Annotated in this window: 10 protein-coding genes; 2 read left to right on the forward strand and 8 right to left on the reverse strand. The window is 59.4% G+C overall.

Going from position 1 to position 22,310, the window contains the following annotated elements:
* Positions 1 to 2,691 carry a CHAT domain-containing protein gene (locus JDW18_RS15315; RefSeq protein ID WP_218240258.1) on the forward strand — a complete coding sequence of 897 codons (2,691 nt, stop codon included), beginning with the start codon at positions 1 to 3 and terminating at the stop codon, positions 2,689 to 2,691.
* Between the two features lie 18 nt (positions 2,692 to 2,709).
* On the opposite strand, the gene JDW18_RS15320 is transcribed toward JDW18_RS15315, so the two are convergent.
* Genes JDW18_RS15320 through JDW18_RS15330 form a run of 3 tightly spaced genes read right to left on the reverse strand, consistent with a single transcriptional unit; the run spans position 2,710 to position 5,466 of the window.
* A complete protein-coding gene (locus tag JDW18_RS15320; protein WP_218240259.1) occupies positions 2,710 to 4,173 on the reverse strand; it encodes a caspase family protein in 1,464 nt (487 codons plus the stop codon).
* On the reverse strand, positions 4,173 to 4,910 hold the full coding sequence (locus JDW18_RS15325) for a hypothetical protein (RefSeq protein ID WP_218240260.1): 738 nt from the start codon (positions 4,908 to 4,910) through the stop codon (positions 4,173 to 4,175). Before JDW18_RS15325 ends, JDW18_RS15320 begins: the two co-directional genes overlap by 1 nt.
* A 1-nt stretch (position 4,911) precedes the next feature.
* On the reverse strand, positions 4,912 to 5,466 hold the full coding sequence (locus JDW18_RS15330) for an RNA polymerase sigma factor (RefSeq protein ID WP_218240261.1): 555 nt from the start codon (positions 5,464 to 5,466) through the stop codon (positions 4,912 to 4,914).
* A 253-nt stretch (positions 5,467 to 5,719) separates the two neighbouring features.
* Here JDW18_RS15330 and JDW18_RS15335 point away from each other — a divergent pair, with 253 nt between their 5' ends.
* Entirely contained in the window at positions 5,720 to 6,580 is an 861-nt protein-coding gene (locus JDW18_RS15335; RefSeq protein ID WP_218240262.1) for a hypothetical protein, read from the forward strand.
* Between the two features lie 64 nt (positions 6,581 to 6,644).
* On the opposite strand, the gene JDW18_RS15340 is transcribed toward JDW18_RS15335, so the two are convergent.
* From JDW18_RS15340 to JDW18_RS22805, 5 genes are all read right to left on the reverse strand, one after another.
* Positions 6,645 to 9,551 (reverse strand): aconitate hydratase, encoded by a 2,907-nt coding sequence (locus JDW18_RS15340; RefSeq protein ID WP_218240263.1) that lies wholly within the window; start codon positions 9,549 to 9,551, stop codon positions 6,645 to 6,647.
* A 145-nt stretch (positions 9,552 to 9,696) separates the two neighbouring features.
* Positions 9,697 to 10,335: a hypothetical protein gene (locus JDW18_RS15345; RefSeq protein WP_246609962.1), complete on the reverse strand. Its 639-nt coding sequence runs from the start codon at positions 10,333 to 10,335 to the stop codon at positions 9,697 to 9,699.
* A gap of 6 nt (positions 10,336 to 10,341) precedes the next feature.
* Positions 10,342 to 11,472 carry a DUF2827 domain-containing protein gene (locus JDW18_RS15350; RefSeq protein WP_218243933.1) on the reverse strand — a complete coding sequence of 377 codons (1,131 nt, stop codon included), beginning with the start codon at positions 11,470 to 11,472 and terminating at the stop codon, positions 10,342 to 10,344.
* Positions 11,472 to 12,614, reverse strand: a complete 1,143-nt coding sequence (locus JDW18_RS15355) for a DUF2827 domain-containing protein (protein ID WP_218240264.1) — start codon at positions 12,612 to 12,614, stop codon at positions 11,472 to 11,474. Before JDW18_RS15355 ends, JDW18_RS15350 begins: the two co-directional genes overlap by 1 nt.
* 85 nt (positions 12,615 to 12,699) lie before the next feature.
* Complete coding sequence (locus JDW18_RS22805; protein ID WP_425514808.1) at positions 12,700 to 21,798, reverse strand: BspA family leucine-rich repeat surface protein; 9,099 nt, start codon at positions 21,796 to 21,798, stop codon at positions 12,700 to 12,702.
* Positions 21,799 to 22,310: the final 512 nt, after the last annotated feature.

A 22,310-nucleotide genomic window follows, 5' to 3' on the forward strand; every position in this document is an offset into this window, starting at 1 on the left:
ATGCAGCAGACAGCACGCACCCTCTCTCGCCTGCGCCGCAGTCTGGTTGCGCGGGTGCTGAGCGGGGTCTTGCTGTCTGCAGGGCTCTCATTCGCATGCACGGCACAAGCAACCCTGCGCCCCATCAGTCTGAAGCAGCAGCAACAGCTGCAGAAACTGGCGGCGACAGGTGATACCGCCGGTCTCAGAGCACTGGTTCAGACCCTGGAAAATGGTTACGACACCGACGCTTTGCCCATCTTTGGTGTGTACCGCGCCATCTTGCTTTCTGCCGACGATAAAAGCCTGCAAGGCTTGGTAGAGCTGCGCAAGTCGCTATCTTTAGTGAAGCAAGAATGGGAGCAATCTCCCAATGCACGTACTGCCGCCAGCTATGCGTTTGCTTTGGATGGGCAGGCAACGCTGCTGGACCTTCAGGCCCGAAGTGCCGAAGCTGGAGCCAGCCTTGACCAGGGCCACGAGGTGGCGCTGAAAATGCTGGGCCCCAAAGACCAGCAGACGCAATGGCTGTTGTACAAGCGCATGTACAAAGCCATTGCTGGCTCACGCTACCCGCTGGCGCAGCGGCTAGCCAAAGAGCTGCAGCAATCTCTGCCCAAGCCCCTGAACCAGTGCCGCCAGAGCATCTGCCTGGCTCTGCGCTTTCAAATGGCCAGCCTGGCAGGTTCCATGGGCCAGCAGACCCAGGCTTTGCAAATTGCCAAAGAACTGATGCCTCACCTTGATGTCGATGCCCAGCACGCCAGCTGGAACATCTATCAATTGGTCAACCTGAGTATCGGTCTGAATAAGAGCAAGGAACTGCAGTACTGGTGCCAGCAAGTACGAGCCATGGCCGCCCAGCCGCGCTTTGCCAACCTGGAGGGCATCAACCGCGCCAGCGCCAGATGCCTGCGAAGCGACAACACTGGTGAGCAACAGCTGGATGCGCTGCTGGAGCAAGAGCGTAAGACACGCGGCGCAGGCGCAGATGGCAGCGCCTATCTGCTGCTGCAGAAAGCCGAACTGCTGAGCCAAAAAAATCACCCCCTGGAAGCTGCGCAGGCCGCCGCGCAGGTCTGGGCCATCGGCGTTGCCAAGGATGTGAACTACTGGCAATGGCAGGCCCACCGCACCATGGCCCAGTCCTTGATAGATATGGAGCAAGTGTCCGAGGCCATCTATCACGCCAAGCAGGCTGTCAATGTGCAGCAGCGCATGCTGAGCGACAAAGAGCTGACATCTTCGCAACGTGAAGCCGTGATGCAGCGTGGCCGTGAGCTCTATGAAGAGCTGGCCGAATGGCTGCTGGAAGGCCAGCGCTTCAGCGAAGCGGAGCAGACACTGACCCTGGCCCGCGAGCAAAGCTATCACCAGTTGGTGCGCAGCTATCAACCTCCACAGCGCGCACTGGAACTCACCCCCGCGGAGCAGCAGCGCGATGCAGCCACGCAGTCGCTTCAATCCGCCCTGCGCCATTCCTGGCAGAACCGAGAGAACAACGCCAATGCCTTGCAGCAGGCTCTGGCGCAAGCGCCGCAGTCTTTAGACACTCCCATGGCGCAATCGCAGGCGCCCACGGATACGGGCGTCAAGCTCAAGCCACTGGCTCCTCATCAGACAGAAGTACGCTACCTGCCAGCCCCTGACCATGTCTATGTGGTCGTACGCCAAGGGCAGCAACCCGAGCAGCGCGTGCGCCTGCCCATTGCGCAAAAGCAGCTGACACAGGACATTGCGCAATTGCGCCGCGAACTGCAGCAGCGCGGCAGCAATCCGCAGCTTCAGGCTCACAAGCTTTACCAGCAGCTATGGCTGCCACTGGCGCAATGGCTGCCAGCTCCCGCGCCAGAGTCTGCCGTTGGTCAGGCACCCGAAGTGCGTGTGCATCTGGAAGGCGCCCTGCGCTACCTGCCTATGGCCGCCTTGCATGACGGCCAGCACTGGCTGGGCGAGTCCTATGCCTTGCCGCAGGACACTGGCGTTCAGGCGGAAAACAATGCGCAAGTTGCCCCCGAACGCGAGGGCTGGAGCCTGCAGGGCAGCAGCCGCGCAACCGCCGATCTGCCTGCACTTCCGAAGGTCAAGGAAGAAATTGAAGGTCTGGCCCAGCTGCCCAATACGCAAGGTATTGGGCACGACACACAGCAAGACGACGCTTTCACCGCTGATAGCCTGCGCCATGCCTTGCTAACACGCAAGGTCGTGCATCTGGCCAGCCACTTTCGCCTGATGCCTGGCAACGGGCAAGCCTCGGGTCTCTATCTGGGTAATGGCCAGTTGCTGACCTTGGGTGAGCTGAACGGCCCCAGCTTCCGCTTTGATGGACTGGACCTGCTGACGCTTTCTGCCTGTGAAACAGCGGTTCCGTCTGGCCCCGCAGAACAAGGCCTGCCAATTGATAGCCTGGCCTGGCTGGCACAGGCACGTGGCGCCCGCCATGTGCTGGCCAGCCTGTGGGCCGTGGCCGATGAAGGCACACAGCAATTCATGACTGCCTTCTATACCGCGCTCTCCAGCCCCATGGACCACGCCCAGGCCGTACGTGCTGCACAACTGGCCATGCTCAAAAACGCCTCTGCTGTGCAGCCCCATGCCCAATTGCGTGGCTTGAGCGACCAGCGCTCTGCACAGACTTCCGGCAGTGCATCCTCTGGCCTTGCTCACCCTTATTACTGGAGTGCGTTTGTGCTGCTGACTGCAGCGCAATAAGCAGCACTTGCCCCAGGCCTAAGGTCTCGCAACAGCCTGCCAGCCCAGCTGCATCTGCCAGGTTTGCGTAGGCAAGGCCACCGCCTGTGCATCGTCGATCAAGGTCTGCGCATCTGCCCGCGCCAGCACCCACAGCAGCGCCTCAGGCTGTGCCTCAGCACGATCCACAACCAGTGTCTTCTGCCAGCGCGAGGGGGCGCTGCGCGATGCGGCTGGCAGCAAGGCGGCATCTCCCGCTCTTTCCGGATAAATGGCCTGCCATCTTCCATCCGCACCAATATGGAAAATGCGTAAATACAAAGAGTTCGGAGCTTCGTTGAGCGCCTGAAACTCGAACTGGGTTCCCACAGGCAGTCGCCCCAATCCCATGCCACCGCCCGCCAGAGGCACCTGCCTGCGTGCACCATCGGGCAAACGCAGGTACAGCTGCAGGCTGACTCCTTCAGGCATGGAGGCCAGCGCCTGAGACACACGCCGCACCGCGGCCCAGGATCGCAAACTCTCCGCAGTCCACAGCGGCGCCTGCAGGCTTCCCTCAAACACTGGCGCAGGCCACAGCGATCGGGCCACCGGAGCATGCTGCGCCAGCCCGATATGAATATCCAGAGCTTTACGTGCCAGATCCGCATAGCGCGGCCCCGGGGCTCCGCTCAACAAAGCCTGCGCAACGGCATATGTGAACGCCCCCTGCTGATGCCCTTGCAGCGACCACTCGGGAGTTCGCTGCATGTCTTCACAGGCATACAGCCCCACATAACCCTTGTTGCGAGGCCTGGCTGCAGGCAGCACTGCAGGCAAGCCGCCTGCCAGCGGCGATTTCGCATCCGACTTCAGCTCATCCAGCTCTGACACACGCAAGCCCCGCCAGAGCACGCCTTCTTCAACGGAACGCGTGGCAGAGGCCGCATGACAGACATCCATCACGGCCAGCACATGTGCACCGACGGCCAGGCAATCATCAATTGCAGCGCCCAGCTCTGCATCGGCCACCGCGCCCTGCAGCGGCCAGACTTGTGCAGCGCTTGCAGGCAATCGCTGTGCATCCTGTGCCAGCAAGAAAGTACTTTTCCCATCGGGCTCTGCCACAGGCTTGCGCGGGCCGGCAGCCCGCACGGCATGGCCAGACCAGTAGATCACCACGCAGTCTCCTGCACGCACCTTGGCAGTCAACACCTTCAATGCAGCAAGCAAGCCTGCTCTGTCTGGCCTCATGGCCCCTGCCAGCGGCATTCCCTGGCCATCATCGGCCAGCACCGCCATATCCGCCGAGGCAAATCCGTGCGAGGAAAGTGCACGCTGCATATGCGCGACATCATGCAAAGGCCCTTTGAGCCACAAGGCGCGCGGCTGGTACTTCAATGCACTGACACCCACCAGCAATGCATGGCGACGAGGGGCGCTGGCAGCCTCCGCCATGAATGCATTCAGGGCCAGGAATGCAGCGCCCGTCTGCAAGCAGGTGCGTCGTCGCAATCCGGGCATCAGGGCTGCAGCTGCGGTGACTGTGCTTCTGCCCGCACCACAAAAGGCAGAGCACTCAGACGAGCCAGCAAAGCAGGCTCATCTTTGACGCCAGGAGATACCCGCAGCACCCACGTGCCCTGGGGCTGCACCTGCCATGAGACATCGGAATTCATAGCAATATCCGCAATAACCTTCTGGGCTGCAGCCATGTCCGCGCTGGATGCATCAGACCTCAGCTGCAACTGTATGCGGGTCACGGAGGAAGATGCAGGCTGCAAATCGTCAATCTCCAGCGTGCGCCAGTCTGCCGTAGTTGTCTGCGTATCAGGCCGCGTCACAATCCAGCCCGCCTGCCCCACGATCAGCACCACGGCAACCGCTGCCGCCGCATTGGCCCAACCCGGATGAATCTGCAACCATTTCAGCCAACGAGGGGCCCCACTGCGATCGGCAGGCTTGCGCGCAGAGCCATTGGTCGGAGCCAAAGCCGGTGCTGGCTTGAGCTTGTGCGCCAGCAATGCCCAGGCCTCCTGCGTGTCTTCCGTTGCCGCTTCATCACGCAGCACGGTGCGCGTATCGATCAGCCATTCCATCTGCTCTGCCAGACTGGGATAGCGCTCTTGCATCTGCTGCATCCACTGCGCCTGCTCGGGCAATAGATGGCCAGCCAGCCACTGCGGCAAATCCTGCTCAAAGCGCAGTTGATCGGCCTCACTCAGAGGCGGCTGCTGTGCTTCGGATGGCTTCTCACTCATTTCAGACCAGCTCCAGACCCAGCCATTGCTGCAGGCAGACTCTCAAATTCTTGCGCCCATGAAACAGCCGCGTCTTGACGGTGTTTTCGGGGCATTGCTGTGTCTGCGCAATATCGGCCACATGCATATCCTCCACCGCCCATAACAGCAAGGCCTCGCGCTGCAGCGGATTGCGCAGCCGCTTGAGGCAGTAAAGCACGGCTTTTTTATCCTGCGCTGTATTGAGCTGAGCCTCAGGTCCAGGCGCCTGATCGGGCACTGCGTGCAGATCTTCGTCGTCGCCCTGCTGCTCTATCTTCAAACGGCGATTACGCTTGCGCGCACAGTCCACCGCCTTATTGCGTGCAACCGCGTACAACCAAGTGTTAAAGGCCACCCGACCGTCATAGCGCAAAGGGGCAAGCCAGATCTCGTGAAAGACATCAGCTGTGACTTCCTGCGCGAGACTGTTCGCTTCCTCTCCGCAAGGAGCGAGTTGCATGCGCACGAACATCTGCACCTTTGCCGCCCATTGCTGCCACAGCACGCGCAGAGCCTGCTGATCCCCAGCGGCCATGGCCTGCAATAAATCCTGCACTGAACGAGATGGCTCCATTACCTGACCGAGTACGCGAGTCACAAGAAAAAACAGACTCTCATCATAGCGGTGAACCTTGAGAGCCCTGTTTGCTGACTGCATTTTGCAGCATCAGTGCCGAAAAAATTTTTGAACCCAAATCGCTCCTCCATCGAATAAGAGTTGAACCGATTCGATCAGCGCTGGGATGGGCCCATGCAATCGCGGTGTTTGAAAACCCACAGGAGCCGAAATGCAGCAGATTCTTTCCGCCAAACTGACCCAGATCGCGATTACCGCAGCTTGCGCAGCCATGCTGGCGGCGTGTGGAGGCGGTGGCAATGGCGATGGCGATAACGGCAACAACTCGACCACGGAACAGCCTGGCGGCGGCACTGGCGGTACTGGCGGTACTGGCGGTACTGGCGGTACTGGCGGTACTGGCGGTACTGGCGGTACTGGCGGTACTGGCGGTACTGACGGTACTGACGGTACTGACGGCGGCAGTCTGCACACCGCAGGCGACTTCACCGCAACAACTGTTAAACAAGCAGATCGCTCTGCAACCATCGATCCGGATGGAGCTAAGCTCTACTCTGAGCCACGAAACTTCCTGTATTTCAAGACCAACCGCGCAACCGAGTCCGTGGAAGGCTGGAAATACAAGGATGCTGCAGGAGTCAACTTTGCCTACGATGTGGGCCAGTATGTCTATGTCAGCAACATGAAAAAATTTGAAAATCCAGCTAGCGGCAAGGCACTCAATGCCTATTCGTTCTTCGACAACCAGTTGATCATGGGCTGCGAAGCTGCCAACTGGCAGTCCACCTTTGCGGTCAGCCTGAACGCAGTCGAAATCACCAATTTGTCAGAGCTGGATGGGAAGTCGTTCAAGCAGTACTCTTGCGACCCCGGTGAAGTGAATGGCTACGACCCTGTCACCATCGCCAACGGCAAGTTCGATGGCATCTCAGTGGCTCAGCTGTTCGGCCCATCGGGCTTCAATGATGGCAAAGACACCTACTACTACAAAGCCTACAAAATCGCCAACAAAATTTTTGCCGTTGGCCATGACAGCACCAGCGCTGGTGTGAATTTGATTATTCAAAACTAAGAAAGCTGCTGCCCATCAAAAAACCGTGCCTAAAGAGCACGGCTTTTTGTTTAGCTGAAGTGAATCAGCTCAGCAGCTGCCTCAGCACATAGGGCAAGATGCCGCCATGGCGGTAGTAATCCACCTCAATCGGCGTATCGATACGCAGCTTGACGGTGACGGTCTTCTTGCTTCCATCAGGCTTGGTGATGACCAGTTGCGCATCGCTTTGTGGTGCCAGATCGGCGGCAGGAATCACGTCAATGAATTCCTCACCCGTCAGGCCCAGGCTTTGCCAGCTGTCATTGCCCTTGAACTGCAGCGGCAGCACGCCCATGCCTACCAGGTTAGAGCGGTGAATGCGCTCAAAGCTGCGCGCTACCACGGCCTTGATGCCCAGTAGTTGCGTACCCTTGGCCGCCCAGTCGCGGCTGGAGCCTGTGCCGTATTCTTCACCCGCCAGCACTACAGTGGCGCGACCAGCGGACTGGTACTTCATGGCCGCGTCATAGATGGCCATTTTTTCGGTCTTGCCTTCGTCATCGCGATAGAGCGTGACGCCGCCCTCTTCGCGTGAGCCATCTGCGCCCGCCGGAATCATCAGATTCTTGATACGCACATTGGCAAAAGTGCCGCGCATCATCACTTCGTGGTTACCACGGCGTGAGCCGTAGCTGTTGAAGTCGGCCTTTTGCACGCCATGCTCCAGCAGCCATTTACCTGCGGGCGAGCTTTCCTTGATAGAGCCTGCGGGCGAGATATGGTCCGTGGTGATGGAGTCGCCAAACAGTGCCATGACCCGCGCACCGTGCACAGAATAAGCGTTGGAGTCTTTTTGGCCTTTAGCGCTTTGTGTATCTGCGGATGGCGCTTTCAATTCGAGAGCAAAATCCGCAAAGAATGGAGGCTGAGCGATATAGGTGCTTTCAGGCCATGTGTAGGTAGAGCCTGTCACGCCGTGGATTTTTTCCCAGAGCTTGCCTGGCTCGCTGGCTACCTGCTCGTAGTTGCTGCGGAAGGCTTTGCCGTTCATCGCGTGCTTGAGCAGCGCATGCACCTCTTCGCTGCTGGGCCAGATGTCACCCAGATAGACGTCCTTGCCGCCCTTGCCCTGCCCCACCGGCTCGGTCATCAAGTCCTTGAGGACGGTTCCGGCAATCGCATAGGCCACCACCAACGGTGGGCTGGCCAGGAAGTTGGCCTTGATGTTCGGGTGAATGCGCGCCTCGAAGTTGCGGTTGCCCGAGAGCACTGCCGCGCAGACCAGATCATTCTGGGTGATGGAAGCATTGATCTCCGGCGTCAGGTCGCCCGCATTGCCAATGCAGGTGGTGCAGCCGTAGCCTGCAACGGCAAAGCCCAGTTTTTCCAGATAGGGAAGCAAGCCGGCTTCCGTCAGGTAACGGGTAACCAGGCGGGAGCCTGGCGCCAGCGAGGTCTTGATATGCGGCTTGACCTTGAGGCCTGCCTCTACCGCCTTCTTGGCCAGCAGGCCAGCCGCCAGCATCACGCTGGGGTTGGACGTGTTGGTGCAACTGGTAATGGCGGCAATCAGCACATCACCATTGCCAATCTCAAAGCTCTTGCCCTCGCCCACCTTGATACGGGTTTCTGCCGCATCCGTGGCCGCTTGCGCATCCTTTACCTTGGGCTTGTTGCCCTCCATTTCCGCCACGTTTTGCGGCGCGCCGGATGGCAGGGACTTGGCTGCAGGTGCAGCAGCTTCAGGGCCATGCTCATGCACCACATGGCGTTTGGCCAGTTTGGCCGCTGGCTGATTGAAACCGTTATCGGCAACAGCGGCGCTGAACAGCTCGCTGAACTTGCCCGCCACATGACCGATTTCGATACGGTCCTGAGGACGCTTGGGGCCTGCCAGGCTCGGGGCCACCGAGCCCAGATCCAGCTTGACCACATGGGAGTAGTCAATATCGCCCGCCTGCGGAATGCCAAACAGCTTCTGCGCCTTGAAATAGGCTTCAAAAGCATGAATCTCGCTCTTGGTGCGCCCTGTGCCCTTAAAGTATTCGATCGTCTTTTCATCCACGGGGAAGAAGCCCATGGTGGCGCCATATTCAGGCGCCATATTGCCAATGGTGGCGCGGTCGGGCAGCGCCAGGCTGGCTGTACCTTCGCCAAAGAACTCGACGAACTTTCCAACCACTTTTTCCTTGCGCAGGATTTCAGTGACGGTCAACACCAGGTCTGTGGCGGTAACGCCTTCACGTAACTGCCCCGTCAATTCAAAGCCGACAACATCAGGCGTCAGGAAGTACACCGGCTGCCCCAGCATGGCGGCTTCGGCCTCAATACCGCCCACCCCCCAGGCCACCACACCAATGCCATTGATCATGGTGGTGTGGCTGTCTGTGCCTACCAGGGTGTCGGGGTAGTACACATCGCCCTTGGCCTTGTGTACCCCGCGGGCCAAGTATTCCAGATTGACCTGATGAACAATGCCAAAACCCGGTGGCACGACGCCAAACGTATCAAAGGCCTGCATACCCCACTTCATGAACTGGTAGCGTTCTTGATTGCGCTGGAACTCCAGCTTCATATTCAGGTCCAGCGCCTTTTTGCTGCCGAAGTAATCGACCATGATGGAGTGATCCACCACCAGATCCACGGGCACCAGCGGCTCGATGGCCTTGGGCTTCTTGCCCAGCTTGGCAGCGGTGGAGCGCATGGCCGCCAGGTCGGCTAGCAAAGGCACGCCGGTGAAGTCCTGCAGCACCACACGAGAGACGACAAACGGAATTTCATCCGTGCGCTCGGCCTTGGGCTTCCATCGCGCCAGTTGCGCGACATGCTCCTCGGTGATTTTTTTACCGTCGCAGTTGCGCAGCACCGACTCCAGCACGATGCGTATGGAAACGGGCAAGCGCTTGATTTCCGGGAACTGCTTGGCCAGCGCAGGCAAGGAGTAGAACTTGCCTTTTTTACCGCCATCCGTTTCAAAAGACTTCAGGGTATTAGCGAAAGCATGACTCATCGTGAGACTCTCCATCGAAAAAACACGGGGAAAACTCTGGTGCTTTCCATTGTGCACAGTTCATATGAAAAGTGGTGTGGGATGAGTCAGGCAGTTGACCTCACACAGTCTCAACTCAGGCAAAAACGATGCGATCGCTCACCGGTCAGCGCTTGGCGGGTGGTTTGGGCGCTGGCTTGCTCGCAGCAGCGGGGTCCTGCCAGTGGTATTCCACAAAGCGGCGAATCACCAGACAGCCCGGCGGCGAATCAATCAGCGATACCGACGATGTAGGCTCTTTGGGGTCGGTGTAGACCGCATAGGTGGGCAGCAACCTGAACATCTGGTAGCCCGGCAACTCGGACTGCGCAATGCTGGCACAGGTGAATGGAGCCACGGAGATGCGCTCCGCAGCTATCGTGCAGGTGTTTGAACTGGCGTCCGGCACCGCCGTCACCGACGCTGCTACCCCTGCATTGGGAAACTCCATGCCCACCAGCGAGAAAAACGGCCCGGCATCAGGCTGCTTGCGATCCCAGTCCAGCAAAACGTCATGACTGCGACTGCCCTGCACTGTCAGCGCACTCAAGCGCCGAATTGCGGGCAGGCATTTCTGCACACCCACGCTGGCGGCTGCCTGAGCCAGCTTGTCCTGCGGCGCTGCACCTGGTGCGACAGGTGCAGTGGGTGCAGGCTGAACCTGGGCCTGCGCGATCTGCATGCCAGCCACACCGGCGACCAGTGCAATGCAACAGACCCAGACCTGCGCGCCATTTTGAATCCAACTCTTGCTGCGCTTAGCCATGAAAAATCACTTCTGATAAAGCTGTTCAATGGCTTGCGTATAAGCCAGGATATTCGCCGCAGCCAAGGGATGCAGCGTTGCCAGAAAATCGCTGGCCTGTGAGCGATAGCTTGCAAGATTGCGGTCATGCGAAGCAAATGCTTCGCAAAGAGCGTGCCCCCCTTCCTCGCAATCAAAGCCGTGATAGCGATAGCCGCAGTCACCAATCAGGTGAGAGTTATGAATCAATGGGTAAGCGCCGTACAAAGCTTCGTAATAGACATAGTTCTGCGCGTTTTCCCACTGATGGCTGATCACGGCATCGCATTGCTTGGAGAGCAACTGCCAGATGGGAAACCGCCCTTCAAATGTGGCAATGCCGTGACGAACAATGTCCAGGCTGTGAGCGAATCCGTTGAAGACGGGGTCTTCCTTCAGATGCACGGTGTTATAGACCTGAACCCTCTCGGTAATATCGGGCTGGGTGCGGTGCGCCACCTCGCATACAAGCATGGGAATATGACTGGTCTTGACCATGCAGACATTGGGCTCGAACATACCCATGCGCCAGCGCTTTCGGCCAGGCTGGTAGCCAAACTGGCCCACGCTGCCAGCTTCCTGCATGGCCCGCTCCAGCAGCTCAGGGCTCCATAAATGCGGAACCACGCGTACCGGTGCCCTGAAAGTACTGGCAAAGTACGGCACACAGGTATTGATGTATTCCGGCAAGGTCCAGACCTCATCGTAGGGAGCACCTGTAATCAGCAAGCCGTTGGGCTTATTGAACACCATGCGTTCAATGTCGATGACGTAGTCGTTTCCCACCCTCATGGAGACCACTTTGCGCCCGGTCTCGCGAAACGCAATCATCCAGTCTTTGCTCAACTGCGCACTCATCTCGATCATCAGATCAAGCTGGTGCATCGCCGCATCCATGTTGATCACAGGAACCGGAGATTCCTTGAGGAAAGCCATGGCATCGGTCTCATCACCGCCGCCACCGCCGGCCACCAGAAACACTTCAGAGACTCTGGGTGAGCGCTGCAGCAACTGGGCCAAAAAAAGGCAGTTCTGGAAGATGCCGTTTTCCCAAAGCGACTGATTCCCTTTTCGGACAAACAGCGAGATGCCGACTTTGAGCTTTTGGTCGGAGCGCATCATGCAGCCTCCATCAAATGAGGTGCATCACTGCACAAATCCTTAAGCATCTGAATATGGGTGCGAACATTAGTCTCACAGACCGGATCCAGGGCCGCAAACAACTTTTGCGTGGCCGCTCGTTGGTCAGGCAGGCACTCGTCATGATGCGCACTGGCCCACTGCAGCTTTTTTCCACCCTCCGCGGCCTCAAACCCTGGGTAGAAATAGCCCGCGCCGAAACTATGGAGCCAAGCGGAGTTATGGACCAGCGGATAGTCGCCATACAGCGCATCCATATAGCTGTAGTTTTGCTCGTTGTCCCACTGGTGGGAGACAACGGCATCAGCGTGCTGCGCCATAAAACCTACAACGTCATGCCGTCCATGAAAGCAGGCTTTATGGTCTTTGACCAGATCCAGCGAGTTTGCAAAATGCAGCATGGTCGGGTGATCTTTCATGTGCAAAGTATTGAGCACATGCATCATTTGCAGGGCTTCACGATCTGCACGGTAAGCCTCATCACACACCAGCATGGAAATGCTTGAGGTTTTCACCACCGAGACATTAGGCTCAAAAATGGCGGCCCGCAGCGCACGAGGGCCCTTTTGCGTGGAGTCCCAGCCATAGCGATAGCCTTTCTCTGTGACTTCCTGGACGCGCTTTTCCAGAAATGAAGAACTCCAGAGATATGGGGTTTGCCTGACAGGACAGCGATTGAGCACACGCATCATCGATGCATGCTGTATGTATTCCGGAAGCAGCCAGATCTCATCGCAGCGCCCAGCAGCCGGGAAAAAACCCCGACGCCCAAAGATAGTGCCTTCAATCAATCCTGCATGGGGTTGTCCCACACAGTAATAGACGACTTTCTTGCCACGGGCACGCTGCAAAGCCAGCCATTGATGGTGTAGAGCACCGGCCAGCTCAATAATGACATCTACTTGATCACTCGCCTGCTCCTGATTAAGCAAGGTCAAGTTTTCACGCCCCAGATCAACCTGGTCAGCCATACAGCTTTGATCGCCAACGTTGATTAAAACGACGGACCGCACAAATGGGACCGCCTTGAGCGCCTTAGCCAAAAAAAACACGTTTTGCCCCATGCCGTTTTCCCAGATGTTCTGGTTGGCATGCGTGATGACAGATATACCAATTCGCATAAATTGCCTGATAGTAAAAAAACAAGGCCCTCAACACGCTGAGGGCCTTGCTGGCAACTAGCCAGTCACTCCTGACTTGAACCTATCACTTCCACTTCCAGCCTACACCAGCGTTGATGCCCCATTCGCGGCCTGTTGTGGAAATACCTGCTCCCCAAGACATATTACCTTCCCTGGACAGTGCCTTGAAGTTCACGCCCACCGCGCCATAGCCGCGGTAGCCGCCCACACCAACGCCCAGAGCCTTCTCACCGGGGTAGAGCGTTGGCATATAAGTGCCCGACATGGCAAACGCCATCGCAACACCAGAGTAGGCAATGCGAGCCACGTCACCAATCTGGCTCTGCAAAGCCCCCATCTGCATTGCCTGCTGGCCTTCCATGGCCTTGAGCTGGCTCACGTTCACAGCATCGCTATTGGCTGTACCCGCTGCCACACCCGTAATCTGACGGTACTGGCCGCTGGAGGCATCGCCCACCGAGACTGCTGCCTGTGTGCTGGTCGTCGCATTCACCGCTGCCGCCTGCTGCTGGCTGGCCCCAGCAGCCACATAACCCGCAACACCCGCAGCTGTACTGGCCACCGATCCAGCACCAACCGCAACGCCAGAGGACTGCTGCACCACTGCGCCAAAGCCAATGGCCGTGCCCTTGGAAATATTGCTACTAGCGCTTACTGGCGTTCCACCGGCGTCTGCCCCATCGCCTACTGCAACACCGCCGCCACCAGCCTTCGCACCGGCACCAATGGCTTGTGAGCCCGTTGCCAATGCCCCGGTACCAATCGCAATCGCATTGGTTCCAGTCGCTTGTGCCCCAGATCCCATCGCTACCGAAGACTCTCCGCTTGCCAGAGCAGAAGGGCCTACAGCAATGGCATCCGTCCCCGTTGCACGAGCATCCGGCGCAGACGAATTCGTCTTGAAGTACTTGGTGCCATTGGCGTACAAATTGCTCAGTGCATCGCCCACGTTATTGGCACTGACAGTGGATCCATCCGCCTTTTGCGTCGTATAGGTTGGCGCAGAAATTTCGCCGGTAACAGGGTTGTATGTAGAACCGCCACCCAGCGCAGCTGCAGTGCCGTCACCAGATCGGTCGACCTTGCCATTCACCGTACTGATTGACGTAGACAAACTGCCAATTGCCGCACCAGCAGAGCTAAGACTTGTCGACAGGCTGCTCAGGTTGCTGTTCGTTGTGCTCAGCCCCGTAGACAAGCTACCCAGCCCTGTCGATGTGGAAGTCGACAAGCTGTCCAGGTTGCTATTGGTCGTGCTCAGGCCTGTAGACAAGCTGCTCAGGCCGGTCGAAGTCGACGTCGACAGGCTGTCCAGGTTGCTATTGGTCGTGCTCAGGCCGGTTGACAAGCTGCTCAGACCAGTAGAAGTCGAAGTCGACAAGCTGTCCAGGTTGCTATTCGTCGTGCTCAGGCCCGTAGACAAGCTGCTGAGGCCCGTCGAAGTCGATGTCGACAGGCTGCCCAGGTTGCTATTGGTCGTGCTCAAGCCCGTAGACAAGCTGCTCAGACCGGTCGAAGTCGAGGTCGACAGGCTGCCCAGGTTGCTATTGGTCGTGCTCAAGCCCGTAGACAAGCTGCTCAAACCGGTCGAAGTCGAGGTCGACAGGCTGCCCAGGTTGCTATTGGTCGTGCTCAGACCCGTAGACAAGCTGCTCAGGCCCGTCGAGGTGGAGGTCGACAGGCTACCCAGGTTGCTATTGGTCGTGCTCAGGCCGGTGCTCAGGCTGCTGACGCCCGTGGACAAGCTGCTCAGGCCCGTCGATGTGGAGGTCGACAGGCTGTCCAGGTTGCTGTTCGTCGTGCTCAGACCCGTAGACAAGCTGCTCAAACCGGTCGAAGTCGAGGTCGACAGGCTGCCCAGGTTGCTATTGGTCGTGCTCAGACCCGTAGACAAGCTGCTCAGGCCCGTCGAGGTGGAGGTCGACAGGCTACCCAGGTTGCTATTGGTCGTGCTCAGACCCGTAGACAAGCTGCTCAGGCCCGTCGAGGTGGAGGTCGACAGGCTACCCAGGTTGCTATTGGTCGTGCTCAGGCCGGTGCTCAGGCTGCTGACGCCCGTGGACAAGCTGCTCAGGCCCGTCGATGTGGAGGTCGACAGGCTGTCCAGGTTGCTGTTCGTCGTGCTCAGACCCGTAGACAAGCTGCTCAGACCGGTCGAAGTCGAGGTCGACAGGCTGCCCAGGTTGCTATTGGTCGTGCTCAAGCCCGTAGACAAGCTGCTCAAACCGGTCGAAGTCGAGGTCGACAGGCTGCCCAGGTTGCTATTGGTCGTGCTCAGACCCGTAGACAAGCTGCTCAGGCCCGTCGAGGTGGAGGTCGACAGGCTACCCAGGTTGCTATTGGTCGTGCTCAGGCCGGTGCTCAGGCTGCTGACACCCGTAGACAAGCTGCTCAGACCTGTAGAAGTCGAAGTCGACAGGCTGTCCAGGTTGCTGTTCGTCGTGCTCAGGCCGGTGCTCAGGCTGCTGACGCCCGTGGACAAGCTGCTCAGGCCCGTCGATGTGGAGGTCGACAGGCTGTCCAGGTTGCTATTGGTCGTGCTCAGGCCCGTGCTCAGGCTGCTGACGCCGGTGGACAAGCTGCTCAGGCCCGTCGAGGTGGAGGTCGACAGGCTACTCAGATTGCTGTTGGTCGTGCTCAGGCCCGTGCTCAGGCTGCTGACACCCGTGGACAAGCTGCTCAGGCCGGTCGAGGTGGAGGTCGACAGGCTGTCCAGGTTGCTGTTCGTCGTGCTCAGGCCGGTGCTCAGGCTGCTGACGCCCGTGGACAAGCTGCTCAAACCGGTCGAGGTGGAAGTCGACAGGCTGCTCAGGTTGCTGTTGGTCGTGCTCAGGCCCGTGCTCAGGCTGCTGACACCCGTAGACAAGCTGCTCAGGCCGGTCGAGGTGGAGGTCGACAGGCTGCTCAGGTTGCTATTGGTCGTGCTCAGGCCGGTGCTCAGGCTGCTGACGCCCGTGGACAAGCTGCTCAGGCCCGTCGATGTGGAGGTCGACAGGCTGTCCAGGTTGCTATTGGTCGTGCTCAGGCCGGTGCTCAGGCTGCTGACGCCCGTGGACAAGCTGCTCAGGCCCGTCGATGTGGAGGTCGACAGGCTGTCCAGGTTGCTATTGGTCGTGCTCAGGCCCGTGCTCAGGCTGCTGACGCCGGTGGACAAGCTGCTCAGGCCCGTCGAGGTGGAGGTCGACAGGCTACTCAGATTGCTGTTGGTCGTGCTCAGGCCCGTGCTCAGGCTGCTGACACCCGTAGACAAGCTGCTCAGACCTGTAGAAGTCGAAGTCGACAGGCTGTCCAGGTTGCTGTTCGTCGTGCTCAGGCCCGTGCTCAGACTGCTGACGCCCGTGGACAAGCTGCTCAGACCGGTCGAGGTGGAAGTCGACAGGCTGCTCAGGTTGCTATTGGTCGTGCTCAGCCCTGTGCTCAGGCTGCTGACCCCCGTGGACAAGCTGCTCAGACCGGTCGATGTGGAGGTCGACAAGCTGTCCAGGTTGCTGTTCGTGGTGCTCAGGCCCGTGCTCAGACTGCTGACGCCCGTGGACAAGCTGCTCAGACCGGTCGAGGTGGAAGTCGACAGGCTGCTCAGGTTGCTATTGGTCGTGCTCAGGCCCGTGCTCAGGCTGCTGACACCGGTGGACAAGCTGCTCAGGCCGGTCGAAGTGGAAGTCGACAGGCTGCTCAGGTTGCTATTGGTCGTGCTCAGCCCTGTGCTCAGGCTGCTGACCCCCGTGGACAAGCTGCTCAGACCGGTCGAAGTCGAGGTCGACAGGCTGCTCAGGTTGCTGTTGGTCGTGCTCAGGCCGGTGCTCAGGCTGCTGACGCCGGTGGACAAGCTGCTCAGGCCGGTCGATGTGGAAGTCGACAGGCTGCTCAGGTTGCTATTGGTCGTGCTCAGGCCCGTGCTCAGGCTGCTGACACCCGTGGACAAGCTGCTCAGGCCCGTCGAAGTCGAGGTCGACAGGCTGTCCAGGTTGCTGTTGGTCGTGCTCAGGCCGGTACTCAGGCTGCTGACACCGGTGGACAAGCTGCTCAGGCCCGTCGAAGTCGAGGTCGACAGGCTGTCCAGGTTGCTGTTCGTCGTGCTCAGGCCGGTGCTCAGGCTGCTGACGCCCGTGGACAAGCTGCTCAAACCGGTCGAGGTGGAAGTCGACAGGCTGCTCAGGTTGCTGTTGGTCGTGCTCAGGCCCGTGCTCAGGCTGCTGACACCCGTAGACAAGCTGCTCAGGCCGGTCGAGGTGGAGGTCGACAGGCTGCTCAGGTTGCTATTGGTCGTGCTCAGGCCGGTGCTCAGGCTGCTGACGCCCGTGGACAAGCTGCTCAGGCCCGTCGATGTGGAGGTCGACAGGCTGTCCAGGTTGCTATTGGTCGTGCTCAGGCCGGTGCTCAGGCTGCTGACGCCCGTGGACAAGCTGCTCAGGCCCGTCGATGTGGAGGTCGACAGGCTGTCCAGGTTGCTATTGGTCGTGCTCAGGCCCGTGCTCAGGCTGCTGACGCCGGTGGACAAGCTGCTCAGGCCCGTCGAGGTGGAGGTCGACAGGCTACTCAGATTGCTGTTGGTCGTGCTCAGGCCCGTGCTCAGGCTGCTGACACCCGTAGACAAGCTGCTCAGACCTGTAGAAGTCGAAGTCGACAGGCTGTCCAGGTTGCTGTTCGTCGTGCTCAGGCCCGTGCTCAGACTGCTGACGCCCGTGGACAAGCTGCTCAGACCGGTCGAGGTGGAAGTCGACAGGCTGCTCAGGTTGCTATTGGTCGTGCTCAGCCCTGTGCTCAGGCTGCTGACCCCCGTGGACAAGCTGCTCAGACCGGTCGATGTGGAGGTCGACAAGCTGTCCAGGTTGCTGTTCGTGGTGCTCAGGCCCGTGCTCAGACTGCTGACGCCCGTGGACAAGCTGCTCAGACCGGTCGAGGTGGAAGTCGACAGGCTGCTCAGGTTGCTATTGGTCGTGCTCAGGCCCGTGCTCAGGCTGCTGACACCGGTGGACAAGCTGCTCAGGCCGGTCGAAGTGGAAGTCGACAGGCTGCTCAGGTTGCTATTGGTCGTGCTCAGCCCTGTGCTCAGGCTGCTGACCCCCGTGGACAAGCTGCTCAGACCGGTCGAAGTCGAGGTCGACAGGCTGCTCAGGTTGCTGTTGGTCGTGCTCAGGCCGGTGCTCAGGCTGCTGACGCCGGTGGACAAGCTGCTCAGGCCGGTCGATGTGGAAGTCGACAGGCTGCTCAGGTTGCTATTGGTCGTGCTCAGGCCCGTGCTCAGGCTGCTGACACCCGTGGACAAGCTGCTCAGACCCGTCGAAGTCGAGGTCGACAGGCTGTCCAGGTTGCTGTTGGTCGTGCTCAGGCCGGTACTCAGGCTGCTGACACCGGTGGACAAGCTGCTCAGGCCCGTCGAAGTCGAGGTCGACAGGCTGTCCAGGTTGCTGTTCGTCGTGCTCAGGCCGGTGCTCAGGCTGCTGACGCCCGTGGACAAGCTGCTCAGGCCGGTCGAGGTGGAAGTCGACAGGCTGCTCAGGTTGCTATTGGTCGTGCTCAGGCCCGTGCTCAGGCTGCTGACCCCCGTGGACAAGCTGCTCAGGCCCGTCGAAGTCGAGGTCGACAGGCTGCTCAGGTTGCTATTGGTCGTGCTCAGGCCGGTACTCAGGCTGGACGCAGTCGTCGAAAGCTGCGACACATTGACTGCATCTTCAGGATTCATACCAGGCGCCACACCTGTCACAGTGCGATTGCCCACATTCACTTCGCCAGCTGAAGAAGAAGGCCCAACGCCGTATGCCGCATATCCCGTCTGCGCTCCGGTTGCGGCACTAGAGCCTGCGCCCAAAGCGATACTGTTCGCGGCACTGGCATTAGCCCCATTGCCCATCGCAATACTGTTTGCCCCAACCGAAACAGCATTCGGCCCAATTGCGACGCTATCAGCGCCTATCGCCTGGCTGTCAGCCCCTGTGCTGTTTGCATGGAAGTACTTCGTGCCCTTGTCATAGATATTGGAAACAGTGGAGCTCAGGCTCGACAGATTACTGTTCGTGGTGCTCAGGCCGGTGCTCAGGCTGCTGACGCCCGTGGACAAGCTGCTCAGGCCGGTCGAAGTCGAGGTCGACAGGCTGCTCAGGTTGCTGTTGGTCGTGCTCAGGCCGGTGCTCAGGCTGCTGACACCCGTGGATAAGCTGCTCAAACCCGTCGAGGTGGAAGTCGACAAGCTGCTCAGGTTGCTATTGGTCGTGCTCAAGCCGGTGCTCAGGCTGCTGACGCCGGTGGACAAGCTGCTCAGGCCGGTCGAGGTGGAGGTCGACAGGCTGCTCAGGTTGCTATTGGTCGTGCTCAGGCCGGTGCTCAGGCTGCTGACACCCGTGGACAAGCTGCTCAGACCCGTCGAGGTGGACGTCGACAGGCTGCTCAGGTTGCTATTGGTCGTGCTCAGGCCGGTGCTCAGGCTGCTGACACCCGTGGACAAGCTGCTCAAACCCGTCGAGGTGGACGTCGACAAGCTGCTCAGGTTGCTATTGGTCGTGCTCAGGCCCGTGCTCAGGCTGCTGACACCGGTGGACAAGCTGCTCAGGCCGGTCGAAGTCGATGTCGACAGGCTGCTCAGGTTGCTATTGGTCGTGCTCAGACCCGTGCTCAGGCTGCTGACACCCGTGGATAAGCTGCTCAGGCCGGTCGAGGTGGAAGTCGACAGGCTGCTCAGGTTGCTGTTCGTCGTGCTCAGGCCCGTGCTCAGGCTGCTAACACCGGTGGACAAGCTGCTCAAACCTGTAGAAGTCGATGTCGACAGGCTGCTCAGGTTGCTGTTGGTCGTGCTCAGGCCGGTGCTCAGGCTGCTGACACCCGTGGATAAGCTGCTCAAACCCGTCGAGGTGGAAGTCGACAAGCTGCTCAGGTTGCTATTGGTCGTGCTCAAGCCGGTGCTCAGGCTGCTGACGCCGGTGGACAAGCTGCTCAGGCCGGTCGAGGTGGAGGTCGACAGGCTGCTCAGGTTGCTATTGGTCGTGCTCAGGCCGGTGCTCAGGCTGCTGACACCCGTGGACAAGCTGCTCAGGCCTGTAGAAGTCGAGGTCGACAGGCTGCTCAGATTGCTGTTCGTCGTGCTCAGGCCCGTGCTCAGGCTGCTGACACCCGTGGACAAGCTGCTCAAACCCGTCGAGGTGGAAGTCGACAAGCTGCTCAGGTTGCTATTGGTCGTGCTCAGGCCCGTGCTCAGGCTGCTGACACCGGTGGACAAGCTGCTCAGGCCGGTCGAAGTCGATGTCGACAGGCTGCTCAGGTTGCTATTGGTCGTGCTCAGACCCGTGCTCAGGCTGCTGACACCCGTGGACAAGCTGCTCAGGCCGGTCGAAGTCGATGTCGACAGGCTGCTCAGGTTGCTGTTCGTCGTGCTCAGGCCCGTGCTCAGGCTGCTAACACCGGTGGACAAGCTGCTCAAACCTGTAGAAGTCGATGTCGACAGGCTGCTCAGGTTGCTGTTCGTCGTGCTCAGGCCCGTGCTCAGGCTGCTAACACCGGTGGACAAGCTGCTCAAACCTGTAGAAGTCGATGTCGACAGGCTGCTCAGGTTGCTATTGGTCGTGCTCAGGCCCGTGCTCAGGCTGCTGACACCCGTGGACAAGCTGCTCAGGCCGGTCGAAGTCGATGTCGACAGGCTGCTCAAGTTGCTATTGGTCGTGCTCAGACCCGTGCTCAGGCTGCTGACGCCGGTGGACAAGCTGCTCAAACCGGTCGAAGTCGAGGTCGACAGGCTGCTCAGGTTGCTATTGGTCGTGCTCAGGCCGGTGCTCAGGCTGCTGACGCCCGTGGACAAGCTGCTCAGGCCGGTCGAGGTGGAGGTCGACAGGCTGCTCAGGTTGCTGTTGGTCGTGCTCAGGCCGGTGCTCAGGCTGCTGACACCCGTGGACAAGCTGCTCAGGCCGGTCGAAGTCGATGTCGACAGGCTGCTCAGGTTGCTATTGGTCGTGCTCAGACCCGTGCTCAGGCTGCTGACACCCGTGGACAAGCTGCTCAGGCCGGTCGAGGTGGAAGTCGACAGGCTGCTCAGGTTGCTGTTCGTCGTGCTCAGGCCCGTGCTCAGGCTGCTAACACCGGTGGACAAGCTGCTCAAACCTGTAGAAGTCGATGTCGACAGGCTGCTCAGGTTGCTGTTGGTCGTGCTCAGGCCGGTGCTCAGGCTGCTGACACCCGTGGATAAGCTGCTCAAACCGGTCGAGGTGGAAGTCGACAAGCTGCTCAGGTTGCTATTGGTCGTGCTCAGGCCCGTGCTCAGACTGCTGACGCCCGTGGACAAGCTGCTCAGGCCCGTCGAAGTCGATGTCGACAGGCTGCTCAGGTTGCTGTTCGTAGTGCTCAGGCCCGTGCTCAGGCTGCTGACACCCGTGGACAAGCTGCTCAGGCCGGTCGAGGTGGAAGTCGACAGGCTGCTCAGGTTGCTATTCGTCGTGCTCAGACCGGTGGACAAGCTGCTATTGCTGGTGCTTAGCTGGCGAACAGTTACTGCATCAGAAAGAGCTGAGCCATCGGCCACATTGGTCAGACGGCGCTCCGCGCCTGCACTGCCAATTGAGACTTCAGATGTTGGTGCAGCCGTGCCAGTGATGTAGCCTGCGCCTGTTGGTGCAGCTGCACCTGTCGCACTCCCCGAGCCGATAGCGACGGAGTTGGCGTAGTTGGCTTTTGCTGTATCACCCATCGCCACTGCGCCAGCTGCTGCGGCTGTGGAATTATTGCCAAGCGCAACAGAGCCTTTCCCAATGGCATTGTTTCCATAACCAATGGCCACCGCGCCTTGAGCCGCTGTAGAACCAGCAGTATCGCCCGCTGCGATGACGTTGTTACCCATCGCAACGGCGCCATCGCCATTCGCGGTATTCGGGTCACCGATAGCTACAGCGCCATTACCGATCGCTGTCTGAGAGCGACCAATCGCCACTGCACCGCCAGCTGCCGTGGTCGAATTCGCCTTGGCCCCAGTGCCAATGGCAACGTTCTGACCTACCGACCCGCTGAGGGCACCTGTGCCTTGTGCAATGCCATTGGCTCCAAGCACGGTTGCTTGCCCCACCGCAATTCCCGAAGTCGCAGCACTGACAACGTTCGCAGCTGTACCCAGGGCAACCGAATTTCCAGATGATGCATTGCTATATGCACCGACAGCAGTGGCATTGTCTCCACCAGTCAGCGCCAAATTACCCAGCGCAACAACGTTGTTAGCCGTAGTGGTAGGGACTGATCCTACCGCATAGGGAACACCACCTTTCACAAATGTGGCGCCATCGTTGTTGCTGGTAACTCCAGTCGCGGCGCCACGCCCCATTGCAACGTTGCCGCTGCCAACAAGACCGTAACCGCTATAAGAGCCACCACTCAAGTTATCGAAACCGGTTATGCGGGAACCCGCCCCAGTTCCCAACGCCGCATTGTTATCCCCCAGAACATTGGTGGCAGAAGCAAAGCCAATCGACGTATTGTTCCTGCCTGTAATGTATTGACCAGAATTTATGCCCAATGCTGTATTGTTGTCGCCAGAAGTTTGCTTACCCGAATTGGTGCCAATAGCAACGACACTGGCACTGCTAAGGGCAGCTCCAGAGCTATCCCCTGCACTCGTACCGATGAAAACACTCGATCCTGACGAGTTCGCACCAGTCCCTGCGCCCAAACCGATGGATACATCGCCAGTAGACTTAGTCTGAGCCT

The sequence above is a fragment of the Comamonas fluminis genome (genome assembly GCF_019186805.1).
Lineage (GTDB): Bacteria > Pseudomonadota > Gammaproteobacteria > Burkholderiales > Burkholderiaceae_C > Comamonas > Comamonas fluminis.